This window comes from Paenibacillus sp. ACRRX, assembly GCF_022346885.1.
Classification (GTDB): Bacteria; Bacillota; Bacilli; order Paenibacillales; family Paenibacillaceae; genus Paenibacillus_B.
This window is the reverse complement of record NZ_JAKRNK010000001.1, coordinates 193,723-213,335: the sequence shown is the minus strand read 5'-3', so window position 1 is coordinate 213,335 and position 19,613 is coordinate 193,723. Positions and strand designations below refer to the sequence as shown.

At 45.6% G+C, this 19,613-nt stretch carries 18 protein-coding genes; 6 read left to right on the top strand and 12 right to left on the bottom strand.

Annotation, left to right across the window (positions count from 1 at the left end; translation table 11 throughout):
• Nucleotides 1-105 precede the first annotated feature (105 nt).
• From MH117_RS00910 to MH117_RS00895, 4 genes are all read right to left on the bottom strand, one after another.
• Entirely contained in the window at nt 106-1,137 is a 1,032-nt protein-coding gene (locus tag MH117_RS00910) for a helix-turn-helix domain-containing protein (RefSeq protein WP_239326477.1), read from the bottom strand.
• Between the two features lie 600 nt (nt 1,138-1,737).
• On the bottom strand, nt 1,738-2,628 hold the full coding sequence (locus MH117_RS00905) for an alpha/beta fold hydrolase (RefSeq protein ID WP_239326475.1): 891 nt from the start codon (nt 2,626-2,628) through the stop codon (nt 1,738-1,740).
• 18 nt (nt 2,629-2,646) lie between these two features.
• On the bottom strand, nt 2,647-3,087 hold the full coding sequence (locus MH117_RS00900) for a DUF1330 domain-containing protein (RefSeq protein ID WP_239326473.1): 441 nt from the start codon (nt 3,085-3,087) through the stop codon (nt 2,647-2,649).
• 26 nt (nt 3,088-3,113) lie between these two features.
• The gene (locus MH117_RS00895; protein WP_239326471.1) at nt 3,114-3,725 is read right to left on the bottom strand and encodes a DUF2239 family protein; all 612 of its coding nucleotides are present in this window, start codon (nt 3,723-3,725) and stop codon (nt 3,114-3,116) included.
• A 482-nt stretch (nt 3,726-4,207) separates the two neighbouring features.
• Here MH117_RS00895 and MH117_RS00890 point away from each other — a divergent pair, with 482 nt between their 5' ends.
• Complete coding sequence (locus tag MH117_RS00890; protein ID WP_239326469.1) at nt 4,208-4,471, top strand: hypothetical protein; 264 nt, start codon at nt 4,208-4,210, stop codon at nt 4,469-4,471.
• On the opposite strand, the gene MH117_RS00885 is transcribed toward MH117_RS00890, so the two are convergent.
• The 7 genes from MH117_RS00885 to MH117_RS00855 form a co-directional block, all read right to left on the bottom strand.
• Nucleotides 4,419-5,072: a helix-turn-helix transcriptional regulator gene (locus MH117_RS00885; RefSeq protein WP_239326467.1), complete on the bottom strand. Its 654-nt coding sequence runs from the start codon at nt 5,070-5,072 to the stop codon at nt 4,419-4,421. The two genes, MH117_RS00890 and MH117_RS00885, sit on opposite strands and share 53 nt — an antisense overlap.
• A gap of 87 nt (nt 5,073-5,159) precedes the next feature.
• Nucleotides 5,160-5,582 carry a DUF86 domain-containing protein gene (locus MH117_RS00880; RefSeq protein ID WP_239326465.1) on the bottom strand — a complete coding sequence of 141 codons (423 nt, stop codon included), beginning with the start codon at nt 5,580-5,582 and terminating at the stop codon, nt 5,160-5,162.
• A 121-nt stretch (nt 5,583-5,703) separates the two neighbouring features.
• On the bottom strand, nt 5,704-6,090 hold the full coding sequence (locus tag MH117_RS00875; RefSeq protein WP_343224422.1) for a cupredoxin domain-containing protein: 387 nt from the start codon (nt 6,088-6,090) through the stop codon (nt 5,704-5,706).
• A gap of 543 nt (nt 6,091-6,633) precedes the next feature.
• Nucleotides 6,634-7,041, bottom strand: coding sequence for a phage holin family protein (locus MH117_RS00870; RefSeq protein WP_239326463.1), 408 nt, complete (start codon nt 7,039-7,041; stop codon nt 6,634-6,636).
• A gap of 199 nt (nt 7,042-7,240) precedes the next feature.
• Entirely contained in the window at nt 7,241-8,548 is a 1,308-nt protein-coding gene (locus MH117_RS00865; RefSeq protein ID WP_239326461.1) for a 6-phospho-beta-glucosidase, read from the bottom strand.
• A gap of 28 nt (nt 8,549-8,576) precedes the next feature.
• Entirely contained in the window at nt 8,577-9,542 is a 966-nt protein-coding gene (locus MH117_RS00860) for an N-acetylglucosamine kinase (protein WP_239326460.1), read from the bottom strand.
• Between the two features lie 151 nt (nt 9,543-9,693).
• Nucleotides 9,694-10,563, bottom strand: coding sequence for an AraC family transcriptional regulator (locus MH117_RS00855; protein WP_239326458.1), 870 nt, complete (start codon nt 10,561-10,563; stop codon nt 9,694-9,696).
• Nucleotides 10,564-10,830: 267 nt separating this feature from the next.
• Between MH117_RS00855 and MH117_RS00850 the strand changes: the two genes are divergently transcribed.
• From MH117_RS00850 to MH117_RS00840, 3 genes are all read left to right on the top strand, one after another.
• On the top strand, nt 10,831-11,868 hold the full coding sequence (locus tag MH117_RS00850; protein WP_239326456.1) for a helix-turn-helix domain-containing protein: 1,038 nt from the start codon (nt 10,831-10,833) through the stop codon (nt 11,866-11,868).
• Nucleotides 11,869-11,874: 6 nt separating this feature from the next.
• Nucleotides 11,875-13,134: a flavin monoamine oxidase family protein gene (locus MH117_RS00845; protein WP_239326454.1), complete on the top strand. Its 1,260-nt coding sequence runs from the start codon at nt 11,875-11,877 to the stop codon at nt 13,132-13,134.
• Nucleotides 13,135-13,685: 551 nt separating this feature from the next.
• Complete coding sequence (locus MH117_RS00840) at nt 13,686-14,603, top strand: DUF5692 family protein (protein ID WP_239326452.1); 918 nt, start codon at nt 13,686-13,688, stop codon at nt 14,601-14,603.
• 90 nt (nt 14,604-14,693) lie between these two features.
• On the opposite strand, the gene MH117_RS00835 is transcribed toward MH117_RS00840, so the two are convergent.
• Nucleotides 14,694-16,430: an ABC transporter ATP-binding protein gene (locus MH117_RS00835; RefSeq protein ID WP_239327710.1), complete on the bottom strand. Its 1,737-nt coding sequence runs from the start codon at nt 16,428-16,430 to the stop codon at nt 14,694-14,696.
• Nucleotides 16,431-16,581: 151 nt separating this feature from the next.
• Between MH117_RS00835 and MH117_RS00830 the strand changes: the two genes are divergently transcribed.
• Nucleotides 16,582-18,024: an ABC transporter permease gene (locus tag MH117_RS00830; RefSeq protein ID WP_239326450.1), complete on the top strand. Its 1,443-nt coding sequence runs from the start codon at nt 16,582-16,584 to the stop codon at nt 18,022-18,024.
• A 13-nt stretch (nt 18,025-18,037) separates the two neighbouring features.
• Entirely contained in the window at nt 18,038-19,546 is a 1,509-nt protein-coding gene (locus MH117_RS00825; protein WP_239326448.1) for an ABC transporter permease, read from the top strand.
• The last annotated feature ends 67 nt before the right edge of the window (nt 19,547-19,613 follow it).

Here is a 19,613-nt window from a genome sequence, read left to right as displayed (position 1 = left end):
AGGCACACAAAGAACCTCTAAACATATCCATGTCTAGAGGTTCTGTATGCTTATACGTGCTTACTTCAAGTTAAAATTGGCATCATTCAACAGTTTGTGATGCCGTTATTGCCGTTCAAAGCCGCGCTTCATATCCTGCTGTTTCATACGTCTGACGTATTCGCTTGGATTACATCCATAATGCTTGCGGAACATCGTCGTAAAGTTACTAGCATTACTATAGCCAACTGATACGGCTGCCTCCCCTACGTTCATCTGCTCCACTTCCATATGCCACAGCGCTTTTTCCATCCGTTCCCGACGTACAAGCTCAAAAATCGTCATACCATAGCGTTCACGAAAGCCCTTTTTCAGCTTAAACTCATTAAGTCCCACAAGACGCGCCAGTTGCCTGATCGACAAAGGGTGTTCATAATGGCTGACTATCAATTGCTTGGCATCATGCAGGCGGTCCATATCATTACGTTGAAGATTTAGCTGCGGATTGGTCACTTCAAGCCCGTCGATCTCGCCAAATAACGCGATATACTCCATCGCTTTACTCTCCATATACAACCGCTTCATTGTCCCTGTATATGTGCAATGAATAAGATCAGACACACAGCGTTGAATCGCAGATGAATCGGGAACACGATCAATGCTTCCTTTGTGACGCTGCAGCCAAGTCTCGATCTGATGCTTCTCCAACACATCACCCGCATAATGAAATAATTCACTTGGTTCTAGGCGGATTTCGAGCAGTTGGTGGTGAATGCCTGCCTTCTTTTCCTCATAGACCTGAACGTCTTCCAGACATAACACGCCACTTGTTTCTTTAGAAGTATAACTCTCCTTACCGTCCCATGCGCAATAAATCTCACCGCTTACGCAATAGCTCAGTTCGAAAATCCCGCATGCCTCCTGGATTCGCAGCTTCATATCTTCTTGAAATGTAACATCTGCGTATACAATCTCCATGCCTGGACGAATTCGGGTACGGGTTATACTTCCATTGCCAACAGGTGAAGGAATAGATAGGCGCTGATCCCATGCAGTATGCTGAACTTGACCGTTGACTACTTCTGTAAACTGGTCAAAATAATCATGAATGTTTGTGACAATGACATCCAAGGTCACCACTACACCTACTCTCGGCATGTTTAGATGCTTTGGCTTATGACTAGATATTAATATTGAGAATTATTATCAACTATTGTGTCATTTTTTATAGTAGTGAAGTGGCAGCATGCTGTCAACCATAGACTAGAGACATTATTGATTTCATTTCGCCAGCGTTTGAGTTCAATCATCACTTCATCCGACTTTCTAGTTGTCTCCGGAAAATAAAGTACTAGACTGATCCCTGAAGAAAGAACAGCAGCAGTCATGGACAAAAAATAAAGTTCTACCCGGCTACTGTTTTATTGAACTAACGTTCCCCGCTACTTGAATAATTCGTTTTTGAATCTGGCCATCGTCTGTTTGGACAAATTCTCATAGAAAAAGCGTAGGCTCACGATGTTATCATGAAACCAACGCTTATTCGATCAATTCCACATATACGTTCAAATGGTTCTCTGTTAGGAGTACCTTTAATCGATGTAATGGAATTGCTTTAACAACCATTCCAAAAGCACCGCCGCTTCCACTCGGGTTGTATGCACCAAGGGTGCAAATTGATTAGCGCTGCCCCCTGAGCCTACTCAGCCCCATTGGGCACCGCGTGATTCCTGCTGGTTACTATTCAAGAAGCGCGTGTCAATTGCGACGCGCCATTCGCTCTATGCCATCAACGGTTACTTGGTACTGTTGGTGCGGCAGGTCGTGCCCCATACCATCAATCAACATGAGCTCGGCGCCTGGGATGGCAGAAGCCGTGTCTTCACCACAAGCCGGGACAAACAAGGGATCGTCCGTCCCATGAATGACAAGTACCGGTACTTTTATGGTCGCAAGCCGCGGACGACGGTCACCGGAGACAGCGATAGCAGCAATTTGACGTCCGACACTGCCTGGATCGTAAGATCGCTGGACTTCCTCCAGAATAAGCGCCCGATAAGCGCCCTCTTCAAACGGATAGCCGGTGCCGGCGATGCGTTTGGCAAAAGTGAGGTTGTGCGCCAAAAATCCTGCTTCATCCTCAAATGGGTTCGGCGCCGGTTTAGTCATCATCGCCATGACATCCGGGGAAGATTGCGGAAGGGCGGGATTACCGGAACTGGACATAATGGAGGTGAGTGAAAGAACCCGGTCGGGGTACTCACTGGCTGCAATCTGAGCGATCATTCCGCCCATCGATCTGCCAACGAAATGTGCCCGGTCAATTGAAAGGGCGTCGAGCAGTCCGATAACGTCGTTGGACATGTCATCGAGCGTGTAAGGGATGTCCGGCCGCTGTCCAGACATGAGAGCAGTCGCCAGTGCGTCAAAATCCAGCGCATGGTAATGGCTAAAGTGCGTCGAGCAGCCTGCGTCGCGATTGTCAAAGCGGATTACGCGAAAGCCCCGCGCTGCTAATATCCGACAAAACGAAACCGTCCATCGGATCATTTGGGTTCCAAGTCCAGCGATGAGGATAATTGCCTCGTCATTTTCGTTACCGAAACTGTCATAGGCCAATTCAATGCCGTTGACTTTCAGGATGTTCATGGTCATATTCTCCTCCAATTAATTAGATGTCGGAAGTTCTACCATAGGCAGAAGGCGTGAATCTTCGATCGCTGCAGTTCGATGTCCGATACCAGCCAGGTAGTCTTGATGACTTGAAAAAGCAAGAAACGACTGCACGCTGCTCTGGCGGATCAGCATGACAAGATCCCATCTTTCTTCTTCGGGCCCAATTAGAAACTCTCCGCCATCGCCAAGAAACATCACTTCACCTCCGCTTTCACGGAGAAATGGGAGGGTGTGCTCAATATAGCGGTTGAAAGCTTCGGCACCACTAATTGGGACCTCCGGTGTTAGCTCAGGATTTGTTGTGTAATCGGCAACATCACGAAAACGCAGCAGGTTCAACATGACAATGCTGCCCTCAATGCCTCGCTGCATGAATCTCATGCCAGCCCGTTGCGATGGTTCGATGTAACAAATAGATTCAAACTCCGTCATAGCAGCTCGCCTCCACATGCTTTCATTCATAAGTTCCCTTCAGGGAATGCATTAGTGGCTAATCTTTTGATATAGTTTCTGATATCAGGTGCCCAGTCATCGATGAAGTGGTAAAAACGATCCAAATCACCCGCATACAGTTCCCGCAGAGCTTCTTCGTATTGATGGAAGTTACCAGCCATAGCAGTCATAAAGTGATATGTTGCTTCTTGCGACTCCCGTATCTTACTCTGTTCTCCTCCAGCACGGCGAGCCTCATCAACGAGTTTTCGTAATGTTACCGACGCCCCTCCAGGTTGACTCTTGAGCCATTCCCAATGCCGGGGCAATAACGTAACCTCACCGGATACAACCCCCAGCTTGGGTCGACCGGCCCGCCGTGTAGATTGGTGATTTGCTTCCGTACTGGTAAAGTCACCAAACTGTTCTCCTAATCGTTTGAGCACGTCATCAGTCTTCCCGCGAAAATCAACATCTATTTGCATCCCCGTGGAATCGTCAAATATAAACAACTGTGTGAGGTCTCTGTCATTCAGAGCATCCTTCACTGTAGAAACAACGTGATGTAACGAACCACTGGCGACGACGCCCACACCCAAAAATGCCGTGCAGTAAAAGCGTGTTTGATCGTTTCTCATACTGTACCTCCTCCTCTGAATCCTGCGTTAATTATACCCGGGTAAAAATTATAAAGTCAATATTACCCGGGTAAAATATATTTTTTCGTTCGTTATGGAAGGAATACATGCAAAAGACGCGGTCTAAGAGAAACCGCGCTGTTGAGAGCTAGTGCTTGCTTTATGTTGCACATGCTGTGTTTTGTGGCAAAATTGCACGTTAGGATCTTGTCTAGAAGTAATCGCAGACATGCTGCAAATTCCCGTTGGTTCAGTGAAATTCAGGCATCATCTGGCACTGAAAGAACTCCGGAAACGTTTCGACAGGACGGTAGGAGACGTGTATGTCCATTGACAGGGAATTGCGTGAAGTACTTCGCCAGGTGGCAGCTTCGATGCAATGCCCACCCACCCGATTTGAATGGTCGTGTCCGACCGTCCTATCAACACTATATAAACGAAAAGAAAGGTAGGTCTCCCATAAAAAATGCCTGCTGGCAGGCATGGCCATAGTAGCCATCCTGATTCCGTCTTCCGTATTTGCTGCTTCCTATCTGGCCGATGCAAAAGGCAAGCTTACGGAAGAGAAATTCAAGGAGTATATGGACCTGTTCAAGCAGTTGATGCAATTAAAGCGGAAGATCACCGATGAAAATGGGGTCAACAAAAAAAGACCGGATCTCCCGGTCTTTCATTGCTCACGCTATAATACTGCTACTCCTCTGCCTGCTTCCGAATACGGTACGTACAGCGCTTGCCTTGCTTAGCCAGACATTCAATTCGTTCCACATCTGTATCAAGCAGCTCACGGAACAAATTCAGCTCGCAAGCGCAAGGCTCTTCATATCGATCCGCTACTTGCGCAATCGGACAATTGTATTCATGCAGCAGCCAGCTGCCGTCTTCTAACTGTTCGGTCTCTACCATGTATCCATTAGAGTCCTGGATAGAACCAAGCTCTAGAACTCGCTCGTCCAAGCTCTTAGCTTCCATTCTTGGCTCGTATTTGCGAAGCAGCGTACGCTGTCTACCTGTAAATAGCTTGCCGACTCCATCGTCTGCTCCTGTTCCCCAAGACTGCATCTCATTCAACAGATCAAGTACGAGTTGATGATACTGCTTCGGGAATCGCTCATCCCCTTCTGCTGACAGTCGGTAAAGCTGCAACGGCCTGCCCATCGGCTGACGAACCTGTTCCGTATCCAGCACTTGGTCATCAACCAATTGATATAGATGCCGTCGAACCCCCATCTCAGTTAAGCCAAGACGTTCTGCAAGCTGTGCAGCCGACATGGGCCCGTTAGTCTTCAGCAAAGTGAGCAGCAATCCGCGTGTTGACGGTTTACGTTCTGCTCGTTTCAATTGCATTCACCTTTTTATATACAAAATAGTACCGTCATTGTAACGTATCTTCAATCGCTTGTAAATCGCGGCACTTATACAACCAACCCTGTACTACACGAGTTCGCGTTCCAAATAACTCCTTACCGAAGCTGAAAATTGAGGCATCAGTCCGCTTAACTGCTGAACAGTCGGGTGCAGCCCCGTGCGTTCCCAATCCGCATACGATTGAACCAACGGCTTCCGCAGTTGGACGAGCTCCCGCATCCCAGTATGTACCTCTTCATTCAGCACACCCTCTTGCGCGATAATGTCGATAATATCCTCGTAGCTGCTTGCATCCCGCATAATAAAGCCATCGATCAGCAAACTCCCTACATCTGTCACGATTTCAATGGCAAGATGAAGTGCACGCTCCTGAGCAAGATGGTTCACAACAGAGTTGTTCCAATTCTGTTTCAGATCTTGAGCAGCATCCATAAGGACGGGAATTTGCTTCAATCGATTCTCAATCTGTTCACGATCAACATAATACATTGACGGAACCTCCTTCACAAGATGTATGCTTCTATTATGAAGCATGCCTGGACTGTTTCCTATAGGGTCAACTAAAAAAGGGCCTTCCGAATGAAAGCCCTCTTCCTGCTATCAGATGAACTTATTTCACTACTAAGTAAGATACCATTGTATCATGACCCGCCCCACACATAACTGAACAATGAATCTTATATTTGCCTGGCTTGTCAAATGTAATGTCTTTCTCCATTGCGCCATCTTTCAGATCAATCTTAAGCTCTTCAATTGCCGCGCCATGTACCCCGGACTTGTTCACAAGCTTCAGGCGGACTTTCTCTCCGACCTTAACTTCGTACTCTGGCTTATCGAACTTGAAGTCGCTGGTGGCTTGCAGTTTAACAAGAGTCATGCCTTCCGGTGCCGTTTCCTCAACAGGCGGCTTCGGCATATTAAACAGCATCAGTCCAGCGGCCAACAGGCACGCAATGCTGAATAACACAAACATCGCCCATTTCTGCATAACTGTCATACGCCCCTTTGTCAATTACATTTATCACCTATAATATTACAAAATGTTTCCTAATCCCTACAACCTAAACTTGTAAAAAACATGTCCAAAATTTTCTTTTGTGACAGAATGATGAACATCAGTTGCAGGTTAAACCCGCTGAATGTCCGATCCACTTAAACAGGATTTATATTTGTGCTATCGATGAATAAGTGTCTCTTTACTTGAATTGGATTGTAATCATCATTTTATAGATATGTATACTTTTTCTTGTAGTTTCCCCTATCTCTTATATATCTAAACGGTTAAGCTTACTTAAAGACTAAGCGCTGCACCTTGTCCCTATTACCTTTTCACAACTTATCATTTTGGCCTGTTCAAAAAGAAATGACAAGATAAGGTGACCCAAAACAGCCAATCTGCTGTTTATATGGTCATAGATTCTTGTCATTCCAATCTATGTGAAGTTCCGGACTAACCAATACTAGATAGAACAGTGTCAAAGCCCTATGACTTAAAGCCGGAACGGATAAGTTTGCTGCTGCAGGTTGAACACAATAAAGTTTATTTATCCTCTTTATTCGTTGCATCCTGCTTAAGCGTAGCGATGACTCGCTTGACTGCATCTGGGAGCGGAAGTCCGATGCGTCCATAGTTTTCAGTAATGCTGATCAATTCGTTAGCCATGTAAAATGAGATCGCCCCATTCATCACCCAAGTCGTAGCAAACACAACATCCATGTGATGTGCTAATGTGATAATAAGCAGCATTAGCCCTTTTTTGGCCAATCCCCAGTAACCAATGAGACTGTTAAGCCCTGTACCTGACTTTAATGAAGCGACAATGCCGGAAATGTAGTCGATCGATATCGTTATCAAAAATAAAGTCAACAATTGGCTCCACTCCCCGAACATAAAGGTGATGACAACACCGAAGGCTCCGCACACACTATTTAATATCGTCTGTTTCATATCTCGGTCCTCCTTCTTAGCGAGATATTGTATCGTATGCGATCTTGTCCAATACGGCACGGCACCTGCAGCCCGGGATATGCAAAAAACCTCTATTTTCTTCATCGTTAGCGAACTTTCACCAGCGAATCAAAAATAGAGGCTTATATCGTGCAGCCAAGTTATTAATATTTACACAGCAGTGTGTTATGACTGTTTCTTATTTGAAGAAGTTAGGCAAGTATGCTTTGTTTGCCTCCAGCATCTCATCCAACAACTTCTCTGCAACAGCTACCGATGGCACCAATGGATGATGCACCATAGCTTGCAGGGCAATGCCGCGATCACCCGTTACGGCTGCTTCAATCGTAAGCTGTTCATATACTTTGACAGCGTGCAGCAGACCTTTAATATGATCCGGAACCCGCTTCGGAGGAAGCGCTGTCGGCCCTTGCGCAGTGACGACGCAGTTAACTTCTATACTGGCATCCTGCGGCAGGAAATCGTAAATATTGCCGTTTGGTACATTTAGCGTCTGTATATCACGACGATCGCTGTAGATAGATGTCATCAAGTTAACCGCTGCTTCAGAGTAATAAGCGCCACCGCGCTGCTCCAACTGCTTCGGCTTTTCTTTTAGGTTTTCATCCTTATACAGTTCGAACAACTCGGTCTCTACGCGGCTGACGACATCGGCACGTGTGCCGTTTTTGTCCATCGCTTCCTTCATCTCGTCGAACATGATATCCGTCATATAGAAATATTTCAAATAATACGTAGGAATCGCACCCAACGACTGCAGGAATCTTTGATCCCAGCCCGTTGTAGGCACATTTTTAGCCGTATACGTCGTGCCGCCTTCCAGCAACTCAGGCAGCTTCTCCTCGCCCTTTACGACAGCAGAAGTCACCCAATGCAAGTGATTGATACCGACAAATTCAGGCAGTACCTCTTGTTCACTGACGCCATATTGCTCAGCTAGAAACTTCTGCACATTAACCGGGGAGTTGCAAAGGCCAATTGACTTTACTTTGCTGTGCTTGGTTACCGCTTCAGTGACGATACCAGCCGGATTCGTAAAGTTAAGCATCCAAGCGTTAGGAGCCAGCTCCTCAATATCGCGACAAATGTCCAGTATGACAGGGATTGTGCGCAGCGCTTTCATCATTCCGCCAGGGCCAGTCGTCTCTTGACCAATCACACCATGGGTAATCGGGATGTGCTCATCGCGCTTGCGTGCCTCAAGCAGTCCAACACGGATTTGCGTCGACACAAAGTCCGCATCTTTAATTGCCTCTCTGCGATCCAACGTCAAATGAACTTCTATTGGCAATCCTGATTGCTGAACCATACGCTTTGCCAAGTTGCCCACGATATCAAGCTTGTGCTTCCCTTGCTCAATATCGACTAGCCATAATTCACGAACAGGCATCTTGTCATAGTTGCGAATGAATCCTTCAACGATTTCTGGCGTGTAAGAGGAACCGCCGCCGATCACTGCAATTTTTAATCCGGATTGTTGCGTCATGCTTATCGCCTCCACGTAGTGTACGTTATTAGAATGTAAAAGCCTTTAGCTTTGCTTCCGTCTCCGGGGTGATGGTTATACCGTCCATTTCCATCGCACTCATTAAGGAACCGACTACAGGGTCCGTTGTCAACCGTACACAACGGGCATATGGTGCCTGCTCTGCAACGATGCGCTCAATGGCATCAGACAAGTGTGTGCTGGCTCCCTTGTTTAATACACTGCCGATATAGACGATATCAAACGTATCTTCAGCCATGTTCAAACGCCGGATAAAAGTACATACCGCATTGCCAAGCTCTGCGCCTTCACGATCCAGAATCTCGATCGCAAGCGGATCGCCTTGCTGAGCTGCTGTAAACAACGTCTTCACCAGGTCAAGTGGAATGGAGCGCCTACCATAGAGGACGTCCTCATATAGTTCATCAACGCTGCTGTATCCCATATGTCCAAGCACAAGTTCTGTAAGTACCGTCGCAGGTCCCCTTCCATCCCAAGCTCTAATGACGGCACGAAACGCCAGCATAGCAAGACTCGATCCTGCTCCGTAGCTGTCTCCGTACATAAACCCGAAGCCGCCATACTGCAGTTCTTCTCCGTTCCGGTTGCGTGCAGCGGCATTAAAACCTGTGCCGCATATAATCGCCGCTCCGTAAGACTTGTTTGTACCCGCGCGCATGCCGATCATCGTATCACACGTAATCTGATAATTCGCGAATTCCAAATCTGCGATCATAGGCCTCAATATCTCATAGTCTGGCTCTCGGTCTGCTCCTGCCAGACCAAAATAGGCATAAGACACTTGTTCCCTGGTTATACCCGCTTCCTGAAGAGCCGCGTCACATGCCGCTCGAATATTGTTAGCCGCCACATTACGGTTTACTTGATGATTGCCGTTACCCGCGAGGCCTTTGCCAAGCACGTTGCCGTACATATCTGTGAGGACGGCGTGGGTCTTGCTTCCTCCGGCGTCTACACCTAAGTAGATGCTCATCCATACCTCTCCTATAACTCAAAGTTGGGCGTTTCCGTTGCATGGCATGAATATCGGTTAACGCTTACACCTTTAAAGATACACCCATTTACACCTTACCACTACTACTAAACAAGTAAGGACTAATACAATATTACTGACTTTTGTTCAATTAAATTGTAATTTGACTCCGCACATCACTTGGCGACGTGCCGATATGATGTTTGAACAGCCTATTAAAGTTAGATAAATTACGGAATCCACACTGTTCTGCGATATCGATAATCTTCTCATCTGATGACTCTAATAGATGGACGGCACGTGTTAGTCGTAATTGTATCAGATAATTAAGAGGTGACGTCCCGACCACCTGCTGGAACAGCGCACTAAATCGGGACGGGCTGAGATGTGCCTGTTCGGCCAACTCTTGCAGAGTCCAATTGTACGTAAGATTTATTTCCATCATATGAATCACTTCCTTCAGCACATGCATGCCACGATGTTTCATAGGTGAATATTTCTGATCCTTCAGCTGTAGGCGCCGGTTCACAAGTGCTAAAAACCGGGTGAGGTCGCTCCTGATCATGGTGATATAAGAGATGTCCTCTCTTCTGCCTTCATCCATCATCCTTATAAATAACGTTTGTAAATCTTCAGCGGCAGGATGATCTTTACCAATGAGATTCGCAAATGAAGTGCCCATCTCTCGAAAAGGACGCATCAACTCCGGATCATACCGAAGATCAACCGCAAGTATAGAAGGATCGAACATGATAATATCCATGATGAGATTGTCCATCTCAAAGGCACGGTGCAGATCATCTGAATTAATCAAGATAAGGTCCCCTGCCTGAAATTGAATTTTGAGGCCATTGATTACATAGAACCCGGTACCCTCACGAATATAGTTAAGCTCTAATGCATGATGCCAATGCAAGCGCTGAAAGCCTGGACTTACCCCTTCTGTGGACGTCGTGAGCAGCGGGAAAGAACTGCTAGGGAATTCAATATCGTCACGTAGTATCGCTTGTGGTTTATCCATCGTAAGACTCCTTCTCATAAAATGAATATTCAAACATGCTCCGGACCTAAACTTACTCTCTACTTCCTTTATACTTCTTGATGAGCGACATGACAATGTACAAATACATGCAGGAAGTCACACAGGAAAGAACGATCAAGTAGAGGGAAGATCAAATCCTCTCCATGAGCGCCAATTATATCCTGTCCAATTAACCGCCGAACACAGTATCATTAGATAGAGACGATGGCATTACAAGCTGCTGATCCTAATAAGGGGTTAATAGAAATGAATGAAAAGCACAAATATCAAATCATCATGCATGGCATTACAAGTAATAACGTAGCAAAAACCTGCAAGGAGTTTGGTATTTCCCGCACCATTTATTATCAATGGTATAACGCTTATATAGCGCACGGGATGGAGGGACTTGCTGAGAAGACAAGAAGAAGCCCGAATATGCCGAATCAGGTGGATAAGAGTACGGAGAAGCGTATCTTGCAGCATGCTGCAAAGTTCCCTGAAGATGGACCTAAACGGATAAGTTATGAATTGCAGGATGAGGGAATAAATGTTGGAGAATCAGGTATATACAATGTGCTGCGACGCAACAGGTTAAGCAAGAGGAAAGAACGAGAAGCTTACGCCGAAGAAGTTAGACAAATAAAACGAAGTAATGGAGCCTCAGCTCCCAAGCGTCGTCAGTATAAGCCGCAGACATTGGACTTTAAGATGACACAAGCATCCCATGCGCATCCAGGATATATGTGTCTTCAAAGTATCACGTACATGGGCGAATTCCCTAAGATAGGAAGAGTATACCAATATGTGATCTATGATGTCTACTCTCGATTAGTGCTAGTCAAGCTGTATAATCGTAAGGACACCATTCATATTATCGATTTTATGCAATTTAAAGTTATTCCGTTGATCAAAACCTTTCATTTTAGAATTGAACACTTAGTAACCAATAAGAGTCTAGAATTCACAACCAACTGGGAGATGGGAACCCACAAATATACAGAGCTTCTCCATAAGTATAACATTCAGCAAATCACAGTAACAGCTGGCAACAAAGAAGTGTTCCTGCCATTAGATCAATTTCTGACCGTTTTGACACAAGAATTCTATGAACATACCTGGATAGATGATAAAATTGATTCCTTCGAAGTACTGGAGAAACGGCTAGCGGAGTATATGAATAAGTACAACTTTAGCAGACCAATTACAGATGGGCCAAATCAGGGAAAAATACCCTCGGATGTAGTACTGGAGTATAACAACCAGAAAGAACTGTTTCCTCTATGGCTGTTTACAAGGAGATAACAAGTAATGGCACGTGCGACCTACGATCAAGAAATTGCGATTATCGGAGCGGGCATCTCTGGTATGACTATCGCCCATGAATTAGCCCAGAAAGGCTACACCCGCATTACGATTCTAGAACAGGAAGATCGTGTAGGCGGTAAATGTCACTCTATTGAGTATAAATCAAAAACGTATGAAATGGGAACACTTATCGGCCTGCCTTCCTACAAGCATACACAGGAACTAATGGCAGAGTATGGACTAACAGACAAAGGCCCCCTGCTGGAGCGTGGATTTTTTAACAAGCATGGCAGTAAGACATCTCAAATTCCGTTGGACCAGATTGAAGCTTTTACTGAACAGTTCAAACGGCTTCCGAATCTGCTTAGTCAATACGACTGCTTGAAAGAGCCCGGCTTTCTTCGGCTGCCAGAAGAATTGTGCCAGCCTTTTGCTTCCTGGTGTGAAGTACACGACCTTACTGTCATTCAACAAGTTTATATGCACTACTTTAGTACATTTGGTTTTGGAAGCGTCGACGAAGTTCCCGCTGCTTATGTTTTGAAATTTTTAAACTTTGATAATCTATTATCCTTTATCGAGATTACGCATATGATCACATGGCCGCAAGGTGCAAATGCACTGATCAAGCGTATGGCAGATCGAATTGACGACTTGCGCCTCACCTGTTCCGTACAGTATATGGAATTAGGTTCAGATGGACGGGTTCGAGTGGAAACCAATCAAGGAACGTTTTACTTTGATCACGTTATTTACACCTCTTCTCTGCACCATGCCCGTCATTTGCTGTCTTTGTCCCCTGCAGAACAGCAGCTGATGGAACTGGTTACATATGAACGTTTCCGGGTGTATGCCTACAGAGTTGAAGGTATACCAGAGTTATCTGGTTATATACCGGACAATATGTCGTCCGACCGCAAGGGCCATATGATGGCATGGTATTATCGATGGACGGATGAAGAAAATACAGATCTGATTACAGTATATGTGATGGAAAATGAAGACATGAGCGATCAACAAATGCGTGAGACTGTCGAGGAGGAACTCCGAAAGTTAGGCGGAACCCATATACGACTTTACATGATCAAGCAGTGGGAGCACTTCCCGCATGTCAATTCAGCAGCATTGCGTGCAGGATTCTATGATCAGCTGGACCGATTGCAAGGTAAGCAGCATATATACTATGCAGGGGAGATTATGAATTTTCCTACGCTCGAAAACTGTATCATCTATGCAAAATATCTCGTTAATCGTTTTTTCTAACTTTAACATTTAACACAAAAGCACAACAACCGAACGAGGAATAATCGTTTCGCTTGCTGTGCTTTTGTGTTGTATACAACATCGACTTCAAGTTGTTCGATTGCACCCGTGGGTGATTGGTCAACCATACTTGCCGTTCTTCCATGTTCAGCTATTGTTACAGGAAAATCCACTTGAGACTAGAACTGCAAAATATCGTTTATTTTCCTTACTATAGCAAGCTTTTAGGCATGGATTGGACCTTTTTTTACTTTCAAGTTGTGTTGACACTCCACTCGCTGTCTTTCCTACTCTGGGCGTGGAATCACCTGATAAGTCAGTGTGTCTCGCGAGTTTGGTTATCGATAACTCTTATACTCTTCAGTTGAAGCATGTTTCCGAGAGCTGTTCCTTTACTCATTATGCATAAATATTAAGTGTAAACCCATCTTTAAATAAGACTCTTAAAACGTTGATGTATCAAGCTCATTCCGGATTTGCTGGATCTAAAACGCTTGTATATATTCAAGGTATAGAACGATACATAATAACATTCTAGGGGAGGGTTACATATGTTTTTATTTGAATCCATACCATGGTACTCCGCACTTATGTGGCTTGTCGTATTAGGCGGCTTGATTTTTGTTAATGAGCTGGCTCGCTTAAACAAGTGGATTGCCTTAACCTTGTTCTTGTTCCTGCCAATTGTGCTTACCGTCGCAGTATGGCCAACAACTGCTGGCGAAGGCTCCAGTACAGGGACATGGTTCCATTGGGTAAAAGTATACTCTGCGTTAGCTGGATGTCTTGGCTTTATGGCTCTACGTTACGTGAAAGGCTGGAGCGACAATAAATATTTGTTAATGTTCCCGCCTGCCATTCTTGCCATCAACATTATGGAAGCCGTCATTCGTGACTTCCAAGTGTCTGGTCTGAACGGCATGATTGATGGGGTAATGATGATTGGTGGACCTTGGAATATCATGAACGGTATTGCGGGCATTCTGAACATCATTACAATCTCAGGCTGGATGGGAATCGTCATCAGTAAAGACAAGCATAAAGATATGCTGTGGCCAGATCAGCTCTGGTTCTGGATTATTGCTTATGATCTCTGGAACTTTGCCTACGTGTATAACTGTGTGTCCGATCACTCCTTCTATGCAGGCGCAGCCTTGCTGATCTCATGTACGATTCCTGCTTTCTTTATGAAAAAAGGCGCATGGTTACAACATCGGGCGCATACATTGGCCATTTGGATGATGTTTACAATGTCCTTCCCAATGTTTGTTGGTGAGTCGAAGTTCGCCGTGCAATCTTCGCACAGCGAAACGGCCCTTTGGGTCGTAAGCGCGATCTCCTTAGCTGCTAATATTGCAGTCTTTGTATACCATATTTACAAAATAACGAAACATAAACGGAACCCGCTGAAAGTTGAAGTATATACCGATCTGGCCGCTTACAAAGCGATTGCAGAGGGTCACAAGTAAACGATTGAGTGAACATATGAAATGCCGGATCAGAGGGTTGGATACGTCCAACTGCCAGATCCGGCATTTTTTGTACGATTATTGCTGCAGTCAAGATGACATTGCAACCCAATGCCCTTGAGTAACCTCAACAAGTTCGGAGTTGTCCACATTGTACTTGTCTTCTCCCGCCGATTCTTCCGTCAGCTTGAGCTTTTTCTTAGCTTCAATCTTAGGGTCTGGAATCGGTATCGCCGCAAGCAGCGATTTGGTGTATTCGTGTTGAGGATTGCTGTACAGTTCCTCACTTTCTGCAAGCTCCACAATTTTGCCGCGATACATCACCGCAACACGATCACTAATATGCTTCACCATCGACAAGTCGTGTGCAATAAACATATAAGTCAGCCCCAGACGGTGCTGCAGCTCTTCTAGCAGCTTAACGATCTGTGCCTGTATCGACACGTCCAGCGCCGACAAAGGCTCGTCGCACACGATAAACTCCGGCTCCACAGCAAGTGCGCGAGCTATCCCGATCCGCTGCCGCTGTCCCCCGGAAAATTCATGCGGGTAACGCATTGCCATAGCAGAATCTAATCCGACCATGTCAAGCAGCTCCTCCACACGCTTCTGACGTTCCTGCGGAGTTGCCACAAGCTTGTGGACATCCAGTGCTTCACCGATAATATCCAGCACTCTGAATCGAGGGTTAAGCGAAGCATACGGATCCTGGAAGATCATCTGCATATTCCGACGCATCACCTTCATCTCGGATAAGGTCAACCGATTAATCGAGATTCCCTTGTAAAGCACATCTCCTCCTGTTGGTTCATGCAGGCGCAGAATGGTACGGCCTGTCGTGGACTTTCCGCTCCCAGACTCCCCAACGATACCCAACGTCTCCCCAGCATGAATATGAAAGCTAATATTATTGACCGCTTTCAGCACGTTTCCTTTTCCCATATCGAAGTGTCGCTTAAGCGATCTGACTTCCAACAGCGGTCGATCATCAGCTGCAGAGCGGGTGATAAGAGGCGCAGGCTTCGCTTTCTTCTGCTCATGCAGGCGCGGCAGTGCATTTAACAGCTTTAATGTATACGGATGCTGCGGATTCGAGAAAATTTCCTCCGTCGTGCCTGTCTCTACGATCACACCGTCTTTCATAACTGCTACGCGATCACACATCCCTGCCACAACACCCAGATCATGTGTAATTAGAATAATAGAAGTACCGATTTGCTGCTGAATCAGCTTCATTTGATTCAGAATCTGTGCCTGTATCGTCACATCAAGCGCAGTTGTTGGCTCATCGGCGATCAATAGTGACGGACGGCATGCTAGCGCGATCGCTATCATTACCCGTTGTCTCATACCGCCTGAGAACTCATGCGGATATTGATCATATCGTGCCTCGCTATTCGATATGCCAACCAGCTTAAGCATCTCTACTGCCTGTTGGCGTGCTTCTTTCTTGGATAACTTCTGATGCTTGATCAGACTTTCTGCGATTTGACGACCGATCTTCATCGTCGGGTTCAAAGAGGTCATCGGATCTTGAAAGATCATTCCGATGTCCCTACCCCGAATTGCCTCCATTTGCTTATCTGTCATATATGCGAGATTCTGTCCGAGAAATGTAATCTCACCGGACTTCACATAGGAAGGTGGTGAAGGCAGCAATCTCATAATTGTACGCGCAGTTACACTTTTACCACTCCCGGATTCTCCTACAATACCTAACGTTTCCCCTCTTCTTAATTCAAAGCTGACCCCTTTTACCGCTTGAACTTCCCGATCACGAGTCTGAAAGGAGACGCTCAAATTGTTAACTTCTAATATCGTATCCACCGTTTCTGTCTTTACCACTGAAGATCACCCGCCTGCATATATTAATAAACCATCGTATGAATAAGCATTGACTTTTTACTAACTCTAAAATAAAATCTACTATATCGATCGGAATTATGCAAATTAATTAATAGAGAGAGGGGGAACGATCATGGAAGCATCCGCTTCATCACCCCGTTGGGGCCTGCTCCAAAGAATTGCCGCTGCTTATGGCAAAATGATGCTGAATCCGACATACAGAGTGCTTGTCCTGCTGCTAGGAGCACCTGTTCATATATTCGTATATTTTTATTACTGGCGTGAACGCAAAAGCGATCCCTATCTTCTTGCTTTGGAAGACACCAAACAAGAGTTGCTTGCGTCAGGTTATCACGACAGCCTTATAGAAGATATTCGCGACCAGCAAATTCGCAAGCACCAGTTCTTTCAGGAGCAGATCGAGCCGCAGACGCTTGAGCGGCAGGTTGCAGCTATTGCAGCGTCGCAGTTTCAAGCCGAAGCACACGAGCAAACAATGGCACGATTGCGGCAGCACAGCCAACAAAGGCTTACTTATGCAGCGGCCTTTCAACAGCTGCTCGAAAGCCCGCTGTTTGTTGCGATATCGCTTGTTCCTGGAGCATTAATGTACGTATTGATTCTGATATTCGGCAGCCCTTATCTCAAATATATCGTAGAACGGCTGTTGATGAGTGTTTTTGTTATTTTTGGCGTGGCATTCCTTGTGTTCTCGATTCTTTATATTTCCCCAATGAATCCGGCAGCTAATATTTTGGGAGAAACGGCGACGGCGGAACAAATTGAATCCTTTAACCAACTATATGGTCTAGATCAGCCCTATCTAGTCCAGCTAGGGAACACGCTGAAGGGTATTGCCACTTTTGATCTCGGCAAGTCATTTGCTGGCAATGAAGAAGTGACTACGGCCATTGCAGGAAAATTTCCCGTTACTCTCACGTTAACACTGATATCACTTATCATGGCAATCATCATCGCGTTGCCAATAGGCATCATATCGGCTGTTAAACCTAACTCGGTGTATGATTATACCTTTATGTTTATCGCACTTCTTGGGTTATCGATACCTAGTTTTTGGCAAGGACTTGTCTTTATACTTAATTTTTCCATAAAACTACATTGGCTGCCCGCTACTTACAATCCGCAGAACTGGTTGTCGATTATTATGCCGACGATCGTTCTGGGTACAGGATTAACAGCAGCCGTTGCCAGAATGACACGATCTTCTACGTTGGAAGTCATCAATGAGGATTACATCATTACGGCCAAAGCAAAGGGGCTAAGCAAGCGCCAAATTTTGCGAAAACATGCAGTGGGCAACGCCCTTATTCCTATCATTACGGTCATTGGTCTTCAATTTGGAGGCATGCTGGGGGGATCTGCTGTGACAGAGAAGGTGTTTAACATTAGCGGCATCGGCAGTTATATTGTGGACAAGCAGTTTATTCCCGATATTCCGAGTATTATGGGAGGCGTAATTTATACTGCCATAACGATATCGCTGATCAATGTTGTGATAGACATTCTTTATGCCTTCTTCGACCCTCGTATCCGGTCCAAGATGAAACAATACTAAAGCAGGTGTCGACATGACAAAGAAGCTTATTCATACCCAAGAATTGAGATATCGATTAAAGACATCTCCTGAATATGGCCAGGCGAACCTGGCTTGGATTGTATCCCTGGCGCTGACGATCTTATTGCTGCTTAACAGCTACAGCCTTACCGAGCAGGTGATTAAACCTTACGTATTTATCGGTTTTGTTGTATATGCCCTGTTTACCGTCATCCAACTGGCTCTTGCCCTCTTGATTCGGCGGGACCTTGTACGCGTTGGCCATATCCAGGGAAAGATCAGGGCAATTGGCTATATTCAACTGTTGAGCATCGCAGCAGGCAACGTGTTTATCGCGACTGCAGCTTTTGGACTCATTAAGCGTAATAAAAGCGCGGAGTACACATTAGCCGTGTACATGCTGCTCACACAACTATTTATTATTGCTGTATCCGGCCTTAATTTATTTAAGCCTTATGTGACGGATACATTTCTGCCCGCTATGTTTGTACTCGTGATCCTGACTGTCTTTTACTTGATCACTCTTTTAATCATCGCCAAGTATGTAAGCAGAGAGCGTGTTCATCCACGCCTGCGGATTATAGCATACCTGCTTATCCTAACCTCTGTTACAGGCAACTTGTTTGCGCTGCTGCTAGGGCTTACGTTACTCGCCAAGATTCGTAAAGCGAGCTATCAGTCCACCAGCAAGTGGGAAACGGTGCTGGAGAGATTAACACGGAGCACAACCTCGATGATTGGCTTATTTTTTATCGTGTTTCTGTTCTCCATCTCCATCTGCAGTTATTTTACATTTGATTATGCACTTGCCATTGATAACAACTACGGGGCGATATTACAGCAGCCCAGCTTAGCTTATCCGTTTGGCACAGACAATTTCGGCAGATGTTTGTTTTCACGCATCATCTTTGGTGCACGCATTTCCTTGGTTGTTGGCATGCTGTCCACCGCGATCCCAGTAGTTATAGGCGGTGTACTTGGCGCGATAGCTGGTTACTACGGACGTCGAACAGACAACGTCATTATGCGTATGTTGGACATTCTGTACGCTATTCCTGGCATTTTGCTCGCGATTGCTATCATCGCGGCCTTCGGGGCTAATACCGTAAACCTGATTTTGGCACTCAGTATAGGAGCGATCCCCTCTTATGCACGAACGATGCGAGCTAATGTCATGCTTGTATCTACGTATGAGTTTGTAGAGGCTGCACGTGCATTTGGGTCTGGGAATATGTCAATCATTTTTAAACATATCGTGCCTAATTCGCTGGCTCCCATGATTGTCAAATCTACTTTAACAATCGGTGCAGCCGTTATTTCAACTAGCAGCTTAAGCTATTTGGGACTGGGCGTCGAACCGCAAATACCGGAATGGGGCAACATTCTGAAGATCGGCAGTGCGTATCTGGAATCTCACTCCTATCTGGCCATCTATCCGGGTCTAGCCATCATTATGCTGGTCTTATCCTTTAACTTCCTTGGGGACGGCCTGCGGGACGCGCTCGATCCTAAACTTGATTAACATTGTGGCAGCCATGCATCACAGCTATCCATATCTAAATATGTTAAATACTTATCATTCAGGAGGT